The following is a 14,070-nucleotide window of genomic DNA, read 5'->3' on the forward strand; positions in this document are numbered from 1 at the left end:
ATGATGACTTTATAAGTAAGTCTTTTTAGTAGATGAGTTAACGTTTTTTGTCTTTCATGGCAGAACGTTAACATTAAACTACTATAAGAGTTGGTGCAGTGTAAGAAAAATAATCCACTCCTTTAATAATATGAGTGGATTATTTCAATGTTCTTATTTTTCATGGATTGCCGTTCTGGCCGAAATAAAGTTCACCACATGCTGTTTACCCGGGGCTGCGTGAATCGCTCCTTTTACAGAAGCTGTGAGGGCTCCGCTTGCATTTGCAAACGTCAGCAAGCGCCGGTGATGTTTACTTACTTGTTCGCACAGCGTCTGCTTTGCAATGCCGATCGACATTAATTCAGATAAAAAGCCGCCGATAAAGGCATCGCCCGCACCGGTTGTGTCGGAAACAGCGACTTTAAACCCTTTATCTTCGTATGACTCGCCATTTTTTAAATAAATCGCCGCACCGTCGCATCCCTTTGTCAGGACAGCGACTTTAACACGGTCGGTAAAAAGTGATGCAACGGCTTCTTGCTCATCGTCAAAATTTGTGATAAATTGCAATCCTCATCAGACACTTTCACGATATCCGCATAAGGCAAAAAACTCAGAATCGTCTCGCGGCAGTTTGTCTCATCAGTCCATAAAGGGAGCCTGATATTGGGATCAAAACTAATGATTCCACCGATTCTTTGAAAGTCTTCGATGACTTTGATATGTGTTTGTTTCATCGGACTATCAACTAAGTCTATCGAACAAAAGTTTAGCAGATCTCCTTGCTGAAACCATTCCGTCTTTACCTCACCCGGTGAAAGCAGCAAATCGGCGGCATTCTTCCGATAAAAATGAAAGCATCTTTTCCCAGACTTGTCTACGGATACAAATGCCAGTCCGGTTTCACCTTCATCGCTTTGAATAATATAAGAAGTATCTACTCCATTTTCTTCAAGTACGCCAACTATATAATCCCCGAAATGATCATTGGCAATTTTCGTGCATGACGGCATGCGCGCCGTATTTTGCAGCTGCGATTGCCGCATTCATTGGCGCACCGCCGGCAACGCGCTCAAAGGATGTAACATCTTGTAAAGCCCTTTCTTTTTGGACTGGAATGAAATCAATTAGTGTTTCACCGATGCAAAATATTTTTTTCAAGCGATTCATCTTCCTTCCAGATGTCTTTTAAAGTCCAATAGGTGAATTCCTCAACCCTTATAGCGCCTTTCTCAGAAAACAGCTCAATTCCTAATCGATCTTTTTTCGGATAAATGCGGCTAGTCATCGTTATTTCTCCATGGTTGGCGAATACTTCAATCGAGGATCTGTCAATAAACATGCGTAGCGTCAGCTTTTCATTTGCTTCTAGTCGTGCATTTCTCACACCGTCCTGGGATTTCCCCATCTTGGAGCAATCGAGTGTCAGCTTTTGATCCGTTAAGCTGTACTTGATGACTGTCTCTTCTTCTTCAAGGCCGCGAATTTTCAAACCTACCGTTTGGGCACTGCAATCCGTTAAATCATACACGACTAGTACTTCCAGAAGCTCTACGGTTGTTATCGCCAAATAGCTCCCTGAAATTAACTGATTCGTACATTCCCGATGTTCCGATTCCCGCAACAACTTAGTTTCTTCCACAGGATTCATCAAAATTTTATGATCATCCCGCAATGTTAATTCTCTCGGTAATGTCAAAGCACCGCACCATCCATCAGCTTTTGTCGGCATCTCAGATTCCCACATATCCATCCAACCTATGGCAATTCTGCGTCCTTTATCATCTAATAACGTTTGTACAGCATAAAAGTCATGGCCGTGATCCAGCTCTGTAAAAGCGCCATACACAAACTCGTTGGTTTCATCGTTATATTCTCCAATTAAGTAGCCAGTTTGATGCAAATTCTTATATAAGTCACCGTCTGCTTCAATGCCCTGAGGAGAAATCAGCAAGACATGTTTGTCGCCCAATTTGAAGAAGTCAGGACATTCCCACATATAGCCTAGATCTCCATCACTTTGGGCAAGAACACCTTTGTATTCCCAATCTCGCAAATTGGGCGAGTTGTATAAAATAACTCGTCCGACGTTTTCTTTCGTTGAGTTCCCGACTACCATATACCAGCTATTACGATGCTTCCATACTTTAGGATCTCGGAAATGGCGGGAGCTGTCTTCTGGCGGTTTCGCAATAACAGGGTTTTCCTGAAGCTTTTCAAACACGATCCCATCTTGGCTGACAGCGATATTTTGATTTTGATAGAAAATGTCTTTCTCTTGATCTATCACAATATGCCCTGTATAAATTAAAGCAAGTTTTCCATTATAATCTACTGCGCTTCCTGAGAAACAGCCGCTTTTATCAAAAGAGTCACCGGGGGCTAAAGCGACCGGAAGATGTTCCCAATGTATGAGATCTTTACTTTTTACATGGCCCCAATGCATTTGGGCCCAATTCTCATCATATGGATGATGCTGATAAAAGACATGGTATTCTCCTTTATAGTGAATAAGCCCATTCGGGTCATTTATCCAGTTTGCTCGGGGCATAATATGGTACCCTAATCGATAACGAGTGTTCATCTTTTCCTCCGCTTTTTTCAAAGCTTCCTCTGCCTGTTGGATTCTATCCATTCGTGACATCCTCTCTATATCTGTTTTTTCGAAAAGGTTGAGTATACGCAACGCCTTTCTTTGAATCTAATAAAGTAAAAATTGAAATGATTGTGAAACATAAAGCCAAGGCTCCCATGAATAGATATGTTTGACGGAAACCTATACTGTCGTATAAACCACCCGCAATCGGGGAGAAAATCGATGTACCTACTTGAGATGCAAATTGAAAGCCGACAAGGTAAAGAACTGATGAAAGACGTGTATCAAAATTCGCGGCTAAATACTTGAAAATCGCAATCAGCATGATTGGCAATTCTAAAGCATGAATTAGTTTCATCGATGAAATTCCGAACGGCCCGATGACAATTCCAGACCCAATAATACGGAAAGACATCAAAAGTCCCGCGAGAATCAAGCTTTTTTTAGGACCGAGTCTGTTAACAATAAAGGGGGCCAAAAACAACATGCCCGCTTCAAGAAATACTTGAAATGAGTTTAAATATCCAAATATTTGATTCCCCATAGCTGAAGTGGGAAATAAAGAAGCGTAGTAAATCGGGAATTGCTGATCATAGACGCCGTACACGCATGTCACCCCGATTACGTACAACATTAAAAACCAAAAGTCTTTTAATAGAAAAAGTCCTCCTACGTCTTTTAACCGGATAGAATCCGCTCTTTCCTTATCATAATCCGTCATCTCAATTTTTATGGACATAATAATGGCCACCAATATAACTGCTGAAAGGGACGCAATCCAGAAATTGATATTCGGATTGATATTGAACAGCTGTCCTGCAAAAAATGTTGCTGCCGCCCAGCCAAGTGAACCCCACATCCTTGTCTTGCCGTATTCGAACTGATATTTTCGGCTGACCTTTTCAATATAGGTTTCAATAGCGCCAACTCCCGCAAGAAAAGCAGTTCCTAGATAAATACCACCGACAATGGCACCGAGGAAGACATTATATTGTAAAAGCGGCCCGTAGATAAAGATATAAAACGGCCCGGTAAAAACGATAAGTACACTAATCATAAATAATATGTTTTTCTTCAGCCCAAGTTTATCAGAGATAAAGCCATATAAAGGCTGCATGCATAAAGTAAAGATAGCGTTTACAGAAAAGATAATCCCAGTCGCCGATCCATTCAATTTGACTTCCTGTCCCAACCAAATCGCAAACAAAGAGTAGCTGGAAGACCATGTGAAAAAGAAAAAGAAAAGATAAGCGCTCAGTTTCCAATACAGACTTTTTGAGCCTTTCATTTCTACAGCTCCTTTAACCCAACATTGATATCTACTTAATACCTGTTCCTGAACCGCTAAGACCTTCCAAAATGTAGCGCTGAGCCACAATATAAATCAAGATCAATGGAATGGTGGAAATCGTCAATACAGCCATAACTTGATTTGTGTAGACAGGCTCTGAGCTGTTGATAGCTGTAATCGCAACTTGAACCGGAAATTTCGACTTATCCGTCAAAACCATTAGCGGCCAAATATAATCATTCCAGCTGCCGATAAAGGCTAAGGTTCCGACAGTGGCGACAGCTGGTTTAGACATCGGTATCATAATCCGCCAAAAGATTTGCCATGTATTTGCTCCGTCAAGCTTGGCCGATTCAATCATTTCCTCCGGAATTGCCATGAAAAAGTTTCTGAACAAATAAATATTGAATGCCCCCGCTAATGCCGGCAAAATAACGGCAAGGCGTGTATCGACCAAACCGATTTTGTGAATAATTGTAAACTGTGAGATTAAAATTGTTTCAAACGGTACAATTAAAAGCGCCAACAAAATGCCAAAGAGCATCTTTTTCCCTGAAAATTTCAGTTTGGCGAATGCAAACCCTGCCATTCCGTTAATCACAACGGATCCAGCTGCTACGCACAAACCATAAAAAAGACTGTTACCAATATACATAAGCAAATCAAACCGAGTCAGCACTTCCCTATAGGACGAAAACCATTCTGCCAGATGAAGAGAAGGGAGAAACGCTTTGAAGCTGTTCATATTGTTATAAATTTCCGCTTCCGGTTTCATTGAAGATGCAATCATCCAAATTAGCGGAAAGATAAATAGAACGGCCAGCAAAACAAGACACGTATACTCCAGAATTGTCAAAGGCCCGAACTTGCGTCTCAATGATCTTCATCCTCCTTAACCAGCTTGCGTTGTGTGAGTGTCACCAATCCAATAATCGTTCCAAACAAGAGCGCGATCGAGCTTGCATATCCGACCATCCGATCGGTAAATCCAGTTTGATAAATATAATAGACAACCGTCATCGTTGAATTCACTGGTCCGCCCTGGGTCATAACCATGGGCTGAACAAGGAGTTTAAACGCGCTGATCAGCGTTGTGATAAAGATAAAAACAGATGTCGGTTTTAACAATGGTAATGTAATGTAAATAAAACGCTGCCATTTGTTCATACCATCTAATTCCGCCGCCTCGTAGACATCCTCGGGAATGTTTTGCAAACCAGCTAAAAAAATGAGCATCTGAAAACCTGCTCCCTGCCAAGCGGAAACGACAACGATCGTAAAGATTGCTTGCTTAGGGCTCGTCAAGAAAGGCTGGGGTGATAGACCGAAGTGCGCCAATACATTATTTATCATACCTTCATTCGGATTCAGCAAGTACATCCACAAAACGGAGATGACAACCAGTGACATGACGACAGGACTAAAGTATGCGATTTTGAAAAAAACGTTGGCTTTGCGCTTTTTATTCAATAGTAGGGCAAGCCCGAGTGCTGTCCCGATCTGTAGCGGTATCAAAAAGCCGACAAATGTAATGGTGTTGCCCAGACTTTTTAAGAATATTGGATCCTGAAAAAGTTTGATGAAATTATCAAAGCCGATAAACTTACGCAAATCAGGCGTCAGCAAATAGTAATCTGTAAATGCGTAGTACACAGCCATGATGGAAGGAATCACAAGAAACATTAATAAAATAAGCAACGCCGGTCCTAAGAACATATATGCGACTGCGTTTTCCCGCCAGCGTATTTTATTCACTGTCTTTCTTTCTAATGGAAAGGCCGGCCTAGTATCTTTCAATATGGTTTTATTCATGGCGTCCACCTGTTAGTTTGCCTTATCGATGGCAGATTGCATTTCTTTTACACGTGTATCTAGCACTTTTTGAATATCCTGGTTTTGATCATAAAAGCTAATGTCATCGATTGTTTGTTGAAATGCTCGAGTTACCTGCGGATATGCCGGTGTCACCGGACGTGCATGACCCGTTTCTTTCAGCTGTTGCATAAAGACATTCATTTCATCAGAAAATTCTTTTGTCAGCACTTTCTCTGATGAATAACGTACAGGCAGGGCGGCGATTGATCGGCTCAATTCGATATTGGAATCCTTATTAGTCATCCAATCTACTAATTTTGCTGCCCACTCTTTATTTTCAGACGCTTGTGTCATTGCGAACTGCCAGCTTCCTGAAGGAGAGACAAGCTTTTTGGTTTTTGGCGATACAGGATATGGCATCACTCCATAATCGATGTTGGAAAAGTTTGTTTTTAGATCGGTTATTGTCCACACGCCGCTCATCTTCATCGGGTATTTCTCAGTTTCAAACGCTTGTTTGACAGGGGTACGTGTTGTATAGCCCTCTTTAAGCATCGTTTGGATAAACGTCATCGCTTCAACGGTTGGTTTTTTATTAAAGATGCCATCCGCTTTCTTCCCATTTTCTGAAAGAATATCCCCACCAGCTGACCAAACAAATGGTAAGAGCGCATAAGTCAATATTTCGTCTTTTGACTGTAATTGCATATCGATAGCTGGTTTATCGTATTTATTTTTCAGCTTTTTGCAAAGCTCAAGAAAATCTTTCCATGTCCAAGGATCTTTTACTGTTGGTAGCGTTTTCAAATCAATCCCGGCATCCTTAAGCATTTTTTTGTTATAGTAGATGCCGACCGACGATTCACTGACGCCGAGGGCATATAGTTTACCTTGGTAGGTGCCTTGCTGCTTAATACTTGGCAATAAATCATCTTGGTCTTTAATATACTCATCTAAAGGTGCAATAACGCCAGATTTCGCATAAGCCGCAGTATTTGGTCCGTCCAAAGTGATGACATCAGGCAGGGTGTTCGTTGTTAGTGCCGCATTCACTTTGTCTTCATAACCTCCACCGTTTCCGCTACGGGGAATGAATTCGATTTTTGCCTCGACATTTTCTGAAGCGTACTTTTTATTAAAAGCATCCACCCTTTTTTTATAAATCTTTCCTTCTTCGTTATCATCAGATACATGCACCCACATCGAAATCATTTTCTTCCCGCCGCTATTTGCACTTTCACTTTTGTTACAACCCCAGACTGCAAACATGAGCAACAGTGACAAACTTCCTAACATCAACCTTTTCATATTCATTAATTTCCCTCCTTTTGCACAAAAATGTAAAAGCGCTTTCAAAAAGAATTGTATGTCAACCGGTTTCGTGTGTCAACCGGTTGACATACAATTTATGAATAATTCTAAATTTATAGAACAAATCTGTGCATTGCAATATGATCTATGGAAAATCCTTGCACATGTTAGTCTGATTCTCTAAAATAAGTGCGTGATGAGTATTGTAAGCCATTTCAGTAAAGCAGGGGGAAAGGGAATGAAGCCTAGCATTCATGATGTTGCAAAAATAGCGGGAGTTTCATCTACAACCGTTTCGAGGGTATTAAATAATCGCGGCTATATTAGCGAAAAAACAAAAGATAAAGTTTACAAGGCAATGGAAGAAATCAATTACTTTCCAAATGATTTGGCCCGTTCTTTATTTCGAAAGCGTACCAATTTAATAGGGCTTATCATTCCAAACTCCAGCAATCCGTTTTTCGGCGAACTTGCCTTTTATATTGAAAGCATCTGCACGTCTAGGGGCTATAAACTGCTGCTTTGCAACAGTTTAAATCGAATAGATAAAGAAGAAAAATATCTTGAAATGCTGATTAGAAATCAAGTGGATGGCGTCATCGCCGTCACTTACAACCGGGGAATACTCAATTATCACCAGCAAAATCTTCCGATTGTCGCAATTGACCATTACTTATCGGAAAAAGTTCCTGTTGTCGGCTCAGATAACTTTGACGGAGGAAAAAAGGCAGCAGAACTACTTATACAAAAGGACTGTCAGCACATCATTCACATCAATGGGCCGATTGAACTTGAAACACCTGCAAATCTCAGGAGAAAAGCATATGAAGATGTTATGCGTGAACACGGAAGACAGCCTATTACATATGAAGTGTCGTTTCATGAAAACTACCGGAACATCATTTCAAAACTATTTGATGAACAGCCTGCAGTTGACGGAATTTTTGCCAGTGATGATATCATAGCTGCAGGAGTCATTACGGAAGCCAAAAAACGTGGAAAAGACATTCCAGGTCAATTAAAAGTGATTGGTTATGACGGAACAGAAACCATTCAGGCTATTCTGCCAGAATTGACTACGATCCAACAGCCGATCGAATTAATTTCCAAAACGGCTATTGAGATTTTAGAAAAACAAATTGAAGGCAAATTTGATGATTTGCCACTTGAAACGTATTTGCCCGTACAGCTTTTCGAAGGTAGGACAACTTAAAAATTGCTGGAGTAGGTACTCTATTGTGTAATCGAGTAATATTATTTCTCAAAAATCAGGGAAGGGTGTCTGTTTCGAGCTCATTCAGAATCGTACACGATATGAAACGGGTAGGAATAGAATTTCTGCCGTTTATTATTTACATGGTGCTAGGGCAGGGGAGCCGTTAAAACTGCTTCTATTTGTTCTGCTTTTATAATTTAAGGTATTTCTTAACTGTTCATTACATGAAAGTAATGTTCTGATGACTATACTAGATGATGGAAATATGAACTATTTCTAAATTACTTGGCAAAACGTAATGGAATCATATAATATAGAAACTAAACTTTGCGATTAAGGTGTGAGAAATTTGTCTAAAAAACATGAAATAATATCAGCTGCAAGAGAGATTATTTATTCTAAAGGATATCAAGCAACCTCGATAAATGATATTCTTATGGCTGCAGAGATTGGAAAAGGCCAATTTTATCATTACTTCTCATCTAAATATGATTTAGGTTTAGCAGTAGTGGAATCTATAGTCCATGAATGGCAAACAGAGTTAATATCAGATATTCTTCAGTCGGATAATACTCCAGTAAATAAGTTAAATATGATGCTGGACAGAACACTTACTTTTCATACTGAAGTGAAGAATAAATCAGGTTGTCCTATAGGAAACTTAGCCATTGAAATGAGTGAGCATGATGAAACGTTTCGTGTAAAAATTCAACATTTATTTGAATGTTGGATAGGAGCTATAGAGATTACATTAAATGAAATGGTTGAACAAGGTCTGTTAGATTCCTTTGATACTAAAAAAGATGCTCAAGCAATTGTAGCTATGATTGAAGGAGGAATTTTGCTAATGAAAAACCAACAAAACGTCAACTTTTTAAGTGACATTATAGAAGTAATCCGAAAACAATTTAATCTAGAATAGTCAACTGTTTTTTTTCTTGCAATATTATTATCCTTATGTTAAGCTCTTTTTGTACCGACTGGTAGGTACAATCCTGTACTGAAGGAGAGATAAACAATGGCAAAATTAAATGGTGTTGATATGAGTATTATTGAAGGTTTAGTGGAGCAATACAAAAAAAATCCTGCTGAAGGTACTGGAAGTTGGTCATCTTCTGTAAAATGGGATAATGGATTCCATGTTGAGGCAAAAGTAGGTGATCATGCTCCTATTCATGTTGATGAGCCAAAATGGTTAGCAGGTTCCAATAAGGGAGCAAACCCAGTGGAATATTTATTAAGCGCTCTAGGTTCTTGCTTGTCAGTGGGGTTTATTGCAAATGCTAGTGGAATGGGAATCAAGATAAACTCGTTAGAAGTAGAGGTTTCAGGACAACTAGATTTGAATGTCTTTTTAGGATTAAAAGAAGGAAATCCTGGTTTTGATGAAATCAATGCGCATTTTAATGTCGATAGTGATGCGGATGAACATCAGATTGAAGAACTTGTTGCACAGGCCATGAAACTTTCACCTGTCAAAAATACAATCCAAAGAAATGTTCATGTTCAGGCATCTTTAAGTCACAATAAGAAAAAAAAGTAATTATAAGAGTATTTTTCAAAAGTTACTGTACCAAATGGTAGGTACAGTAACTTGCTTATAACTGACTGAAGGAGTACAACGGATATGTATTATTCTAAAGAACATTTATGGGTAAAGGTTGACAACAATATTGTTACCTTAGGAATTACTGATTATGCTCAATCAACGCTTGGAGAAATTGTGTTTCTAGAACTCCCAGAAGTGGGATCGTCAATAGTACAAGATGCTAGCTTGGGGAGTATTGAATCAGTTAAAACTACATCTGAGCTTTTTTCTCCGATTAACGGACAGATTATAGAGGTGAATACAGAATTAGAAGATAGTCCAGAATTTGTGAATGAATCACCGTACGATAAAGGGTGGTTACTGAAAGTAAAAGCTTCTAACACAGAGGAGATAAAAGAACTTCTAAATGCGGAGGAATACGATAATTACGTAAGCCAAATTTAAATAATTTAATTAAAGGAGTGTTCATATGAAAATTGAAGTTTGGTCTGATGTAGCATGTCCCTTTTGTTATATAGGTAAACAAAATTTAGAAAAAGCTTTGAAACAATTCCCTTTTAAAGATGAAGTTAAAGTTGAATATAAAAGTTTTGAATTAGATCCTAGTGCGCCAGTATATAACCGGCAAAGTTATTATGAAAAATTACTCCCTAAATTTGGGGATTCCGAACAAACAAAACAGTTCCTTGAAAACTTAACTCAAAGTGCAAAAAAGGTTGGATTAACATTTAATTTAGAAGGTTTGAAACCAACTAATACGTTTGATTCCCATCGCTTAACAAAATGGGCAAAAACAAAAGGAAAAGAAGCTGATATCTCGGAAACTCTGCTCTATGCACACTTTACTGATTCTAAGGATGTAGGTGATCATGAAACTCTTGCAGATTTAGCAGAAGCTTCTGGTTTAGATAGACAAGAGGCTCTGAAGGTCCTAAATGACAAGTCTCTTTATGCAGATGAGGTAAGATCAGATCAAATAGAAGCTAAGCGTTATGGTATCTCTGGAGTTCCCTTTTTAATTATAAATCAGAAATACGCCGTTTCTGGGGCACAACCAGCAGAGGCTTTCTTAGAGGCACTCAACAAGGTATGGGAAGAAGAAAATCCGTTACTGAAACTTAAGAATCTATCAGTGAATAGTGAGGATGACACACTTTGTACTGATGGAAGCTGTGGAATTCCTACAAGTAAAAAATAAGTGGGAGCAACAAATTTCTCTTAGATGAGTTTGTTTTTAAACTCTAACTTCTCTTCTAAAACTGATCTGATCTCTTTAGCAATGGCAATTTTAAGTTTAATCCTATTAAAGACTAGTATTAGGAGGAAGAGATCTAATGGTAGAAGCAGTTGAATTAACATCTTTGGATTCAATAGATAACTTTATCCATCATAATAAATTTAGTTTTTTGTATATTTCAAGGCCGGATTGTGGAGTATGCCATGCAGTCTTGCCTCAACTCAGAGATTTATTGGATAAATTTCCACATATCAAATTAGGGTATATCAATGCTTACAACGTAGAGGAGATAGCCTCAAGGTTTTCAATTCTTACGGTTCCTGCACTCCTTTTATTCATTGAAGGAACTGAATATTTGAGAGAAGCACGCTTTGTTCATTTTGAACAATTAGAAAAAAGACTAGAAAGAGTAAGTAAAATATATACAACATGATGTTTTAACAATGTTAAAAAAGTATGGCAGCCAAAAACTAAAGGAGTGTTTAATATGTCTAATTTGAATGTAAAGCTGAATGCTGTTTGGAAAGGTGGAGTAAAAGGAAACGGCACCATCAAATCTCAATATATTGATACACCCATTGCTATAGGAACAGAGTATGGAGGTAATGGGGAAGGAGCATCACCTAAAGAAATCCTTGTGTCATCAGTACAAGCTTGTTATGTAGCAACATTAGTTTCTATGGTTGAATCAAGAAAACTGCCAGTAGTGAGTATTGAGGTTGATTCTGAGATGGTTGCTTCTGACAGTAGTTATGATATTATCCATTATCCTCGTGTTGTTTTATCTGCTGATGCAACAGAAAAAGAAGTACAGTCAATGCAAAGAGTGAATGAAGCAGCTGATAGAGCATGTATAGTAGGTAACATGATCAAAAAAGCAGGCGTAGAAATAGAAGTCAAAGGTAGAGTGTCTACTCTTTAATCGATTCAATTAATTATTAAAAAAGCTTTTTACAACTCAGGAGGAAAAACAAAATGACTATAATCAAAGTAACAGATGGTAATTTAGAAAAGAACTTAAATACAGATAAAGTGGTTTTACTAAACTTTTCAGCATCTTGGTGTGGACCATGCCGGGTTTTTGCTGAGACACTAGAGGAGTTTGACAAAGAGTTTGGTGATAAAGTACAAGTTGTTAAAGTTGATGTGGATGAGAATCCGGAGCTTGCTGCAGAATTTGGTGTAATGAGTATCCCTAATACACGCTTGTATTCTAATAATAAATTCGAAAAACCTTTTGCTGGTATTGTTGGTATTGCGCAATTAAAAGAAGAAGTTTCAAAAATTAAGTCCCTTTAATCAAATGTGCATTAATGAATTCTTTTAAAGGAGGGAGAACATATTGGAGAAAATGAAAATTTATGATGTTATCATAGTTGGGGCAGGTCCCGCTGGAATGACAGCAGCAGTTTACACTTCACGTGCTAATTTGAACACATTGCTTATTGAACGTGGAATACCTGGTGGACAAATGGCTAATACGCAGGATGTAGAGAATTATCCTGGTTTTGATCATATTTTAGGTCCAGACCTCTCTAATAAAATGTTTGAGCACGCCAAAAAGTTTGGTGCTGTGTATGAATATGGAGATATAAAAGAAATTATAGATGAAGGCCGTTTAAAAAAAGTAGTAACTACAAAGAAAGAATACTATGCAAAATCTGTTATTATCGCTACTGGGGCAGACCATAAAAAGCTTGGAGTTCCAGGGGAGAATGAGCTTGGTGGTCTAGGAGTTTCATATTGTGCCGTGTGTGATGGAGCATTCTTTAAAGGACGTGAACTTGTTGTTGTAGGTGGAGGAGACTCAGCTGTAGAAGAAGCTGTGTATCTTACACGTTTCGCTTCAAAAGTCACCATTATTCACCGTCGAGATCAGTTGCGTGCGCAAAAAATACTCCAAGAAAGAGCATTTAGCAATGAAAAGATTGGATTCATTTGGAATAAAGAAGTTACAAGTATAAATGCAGGAAATGGAACAGTGAATACAGTAACGTTAAAAGATACAAAAACAGAGGAACAATCTCAATTCCCTGCAAATGGTGTATTTATTTACGTGGGTACACTTCCGTTAAATGGTGCATTCAAAAACTTAGATATAACCAATGAAGAAGGATATGTAGTGACGGATGAAGCAATGGCTACAAAGATTCCTGGTATTTATGCAGCTGGAGATATCCGTGATAAAACCCTGCGCCAAATTGTCACAGCTACGGGTGATGGATCAATAGCAGCTCAAAGCGTCCAACATTATATTGAAAACCTTGAGAATTCATAAGAAACAGCACTGATCTATTTTGGTAATATATCATCACACCTAATTGTACCGAATAGTAGGTACAGTTAGGTGTGAAATAAAAAAGTTAGAGGGGAAAATTATGAATCAGAACGATAGTTTATACAAAAAATCACATTTTAACCGTTTAGGTGAATTTAGTACACTTTCACCTGAAAGCTTTAAAACATTTGTAGCTTTTGACAGAAAAGCGTTATCTGAAGGAAAGTTAACAGCTAAATTAAAGGAATTAATTGCAGTTGCTGTTGCTCATACGACTGGATGTCCCCATTGTATTGATTTTCATGTTAAACAAATTAAAAAACATAGAGCTTCCAGGGAGGAAATGGCTGAATCAATTATGATAGCAACTGCCTTGAAAGCAGGGTCTGCTCTTGCTCATGGTGTCAATGCTTTAAACGCTTTTGATGGAACAGCTGATGATGAATTATTTAGAGCTCCTTATATCAACCGACTAAAAGAGTTTTCTCACTTAGATGGAGATGCCTTTAAAGCGTTTATGACATTTGACCAACAAGCGATGAAGGCGGGATTACTTAGTGTGAAGGAAAAAGAGTTGATTGCTATAGCAGTGGCGCATACAACAGGGTGCCCTTACTGTATTGATATCCACACTAAAGCAGCCAAAAAAGCGAAAGCAACGAGAGAAGAAGTTGCTGAATCAATTATGGTAGCAACTGCCTTGAAAGCCGGATCTGCTCTTTCTCATGGAGTTAATGCATTAGTTGCTTATGATGAATAAGTCTTATGGAGGGGGATGTACTGATGGCAGCTGTG

Annotated in this window: 14 protein-coding genes and 2 pseudogenes; 10 read left to right on the plus strand and 6 right to left on the minus strand. The window is 38.5% G+C overall.

Annotated features, from left to right (window positions below):
* Nucleotides 1-153: 153 nt before the first annotated feature.
* The 6 genes and pseudogenes from AAHT65_RS16380 to AAHT65_RS16405 form a co-directional block, all read right to left on the minus strand.
* Nucleotides 154-1,143: pseudogene (locus AAHT65_RS16380) on the minus strand (carbohydrate kinase family protein).
* Nucleotides 1,118-2,617, minus strand: a complete 1,500-nt coding sequence (locus AAHT65_RS16385; RefSeq protein WP_343310507.1) for a glycoside hydrolase family 32 protein — start codon at nucleotides 2,615-2,617, stop codon at nucleotides 1,118-1,120. The pseudogene AAHT65_RS16380 and the gene AAHT65_RS16385 overlap by 26 nt, the downstream one beginning before the upstream one ends.
* Nucleotides 2,610-3,866 (minus strand): MFS transporter, encoded by a 1,257-nt coding sequence (locus tag AAHT65_RS16390; protein WP_233529704.1) that lies wholly within the window; start codon nucleotides 3,864-3,866, stop codon nucleotides 2,610-2,612. Before AAHT65_RS16390 ends, AAHT65_RS16385 begins: the two co-directional genes overlap by 8 nt.
* 31 nt (nucleotides 3,867-3,897) lie before the next feature.
* Complete coding sequence (locus AAHT65_RS16395) at nucleotides 3,898-4,746, minus strand: carbohydrate ABC transporter permease (protein ID WP_088117238.1); 849 nt, start codon at nucleotides 4,744-4,746, stop codon at nucleotides 3,898-3,900.
* A complete protein-coding gene (locus AAHT65_RS16400) occupies nucleotides 4,743-5,681 on the minus strand; it encodes a sugar ABC transporter permease (protein WP_343310508.1) in 939 nt (312 codons plus the stop codon). The genes AAHT65_RS16395 and AAHT65_RS16400 overlap by 4 nt, the downstream gene beginning before the upstream one ends.
* Before the next feature lie 12 nt (nucleotides 5,682-5,693).
* Nucleotides 5,694-6,998 (minus strand): ABC transporter substrate-binding protein, encoded by a 1,305-nt coding sequence (locus tag AAHT65_RS16405; RefSeq protein ID WP_240515966.1) that lies wholly within the window; start codon nucleotides 6,996-6,998, stop codon nucleotides 5,694-5,696.
* A 235-nt stretch (nucleotides 6,999-7,233) separates the two neighbouring features.
* On the opposite strand from AAHT65_RS16405, the gene AAHT65_RS16410 reads away from it, so the two are divergent.
* The 10 genes and pseudogenes from AAHT65_RS16410 to AAHT65_RS16455 all read left to right on the plus strand — a co-directional run bounded on the left by AAHT65_RS16410 (nucleotide 7,234) and on the right by AAHT65_RS16455 (nucleotide 14,035).
* Nucleotides 7,234-8,208 (plus strand): LacI family DNA-binding transcriptional regulator, encoded by a 975-nt coding sequence (locus AAHT65_RS16410; RefSeq protein ID WP_088117240.1) that lies wholly within the window; start codon nucleotides 7,234-7,236, stop codon nucleotides 8,206-8,208.
* 352 nt (nucleotides 8,209-8,560) lie between these two features.
* Nucleotides 8,561-9,133: a TetR/AcrR family transcriptional regulator gene (locus AAHT65_RS16415; RefSeq protein ID WP_010788730.1), complete on the plus strand. Its 573-nt coding sequence runs from the start codon at nucleotides 8,561-8,563 to the stop codon at nucleotides 9,131-9,133.
* A gap of 96 nt (nucleotides 9,134-9,229) precedes the next feature.
* A complete protein-coding gene (locus tag AAHT65_RS16420) occupies nucleotides 9,230-9,754 on the plus strand; it encodes an OsmC family protein (RefSeq protein WP_106359543.1) in 525 nt (174 codons plus the stop codon).
* Nucleotides 9,755-9,838: 84 nt separating this feature from the next.
* Nucleotides 9,839-10,204, plus strand: a complete 366-nt coding sequence (gcvH, locus tag AAHT65_RS16425; RefSeq protein ID WP_106359542.1) for a glycine cleavage system protein GcvH — start codon at nucleotides 9,839-9,841, stop codon at nucleotides 10,202-10,204.
* 25 nt (nucleotides 10,205-10,229) lie between these two features.
* On the plus strand, nucleotides 10,230-10,958 hold the full coding sequence (locus tag AAHT65_RS16430; protein ID WP_343310510.1) for a DsbA family oxidoreductase: 729 nt from the start codon (nucleotides 10,230-10,232) through the stop codon (nucleotides 10,956-10,958).
* Nucleotides 10,959-11,094: 136 nt separating this feature from the next.
* Nucleotides 11,095-11,430, plus strand: coding sequence for a thioredoxin family protein (locus AAHT65_RS16435; RefSeq protein ID WP_088117244.1), 336 nt, complete (start codon nucleotides 11,095-11,097; stop codon nucleotides 11,428-11,430).
* A 54-nt stretch (nucleotides 11,431-11,484) separates the two neighbouring features.
* Nucleotides 11,485-11,919 (plus strand): OsmC family protein, encoded by a 435-nt coding sequence (locus AAHT65_RS16440; RefSeq protein WP_343310511.1) that lies wholly within the window; start codon nucleotides 11,485-11,487, stop codon nucleotides 11,917-11,919.
* Between the two features lie 35 nt (nucleotides 11,920-11,954).
* Nucleotides 11,955-12,296 (plus strand): annotated as a pseudogene (locus AAHT65_RS16445) (thioredoxin family protein); the annotation flags it as partial.
* 43 nt (nucleotides 12,297-12,339) lie between these two features.
* On the plus strand, nucleotides 12,340-13,275 hold the full coding sequence (gene trxB / locus AAHT65_RS16450; RefSeq protein WP_088117247.1) for a thioredoxin-disulfide reductase: 936 nt from the start codon (nucleotides 12,340-12,342) through the stop codon (nucleotides 13,273-13,275).
* Between the two features lie 100 nt (nucleotides 13,276-13,375).
* The gene (locus AAHT65_RS16455) at nucleotides 13,376-14,035 is read left to right on the plus strand and encodes a carboxymuconolactone decarboxylase family protein (RefSeq protein ID WP_343310512.1); all 660 of its coding nucleotides are present in this window, start codon (nucleotides 13,376-13,378) and stop codon (nucleotides 14,033-14,035) included.
* Nucleotides 14,036-14,070: the final 35 nt, after the last annotated feature.

It is taken from the genome of Bacillus atrophaeus, from assembly GCF_039519175.1.
GTDB classification, from domain to species: Bacteria; Bacillota; Bacilli; order Bacillales; family Bacillaceae; genus Bacillus; species Bacillus atrophaeus.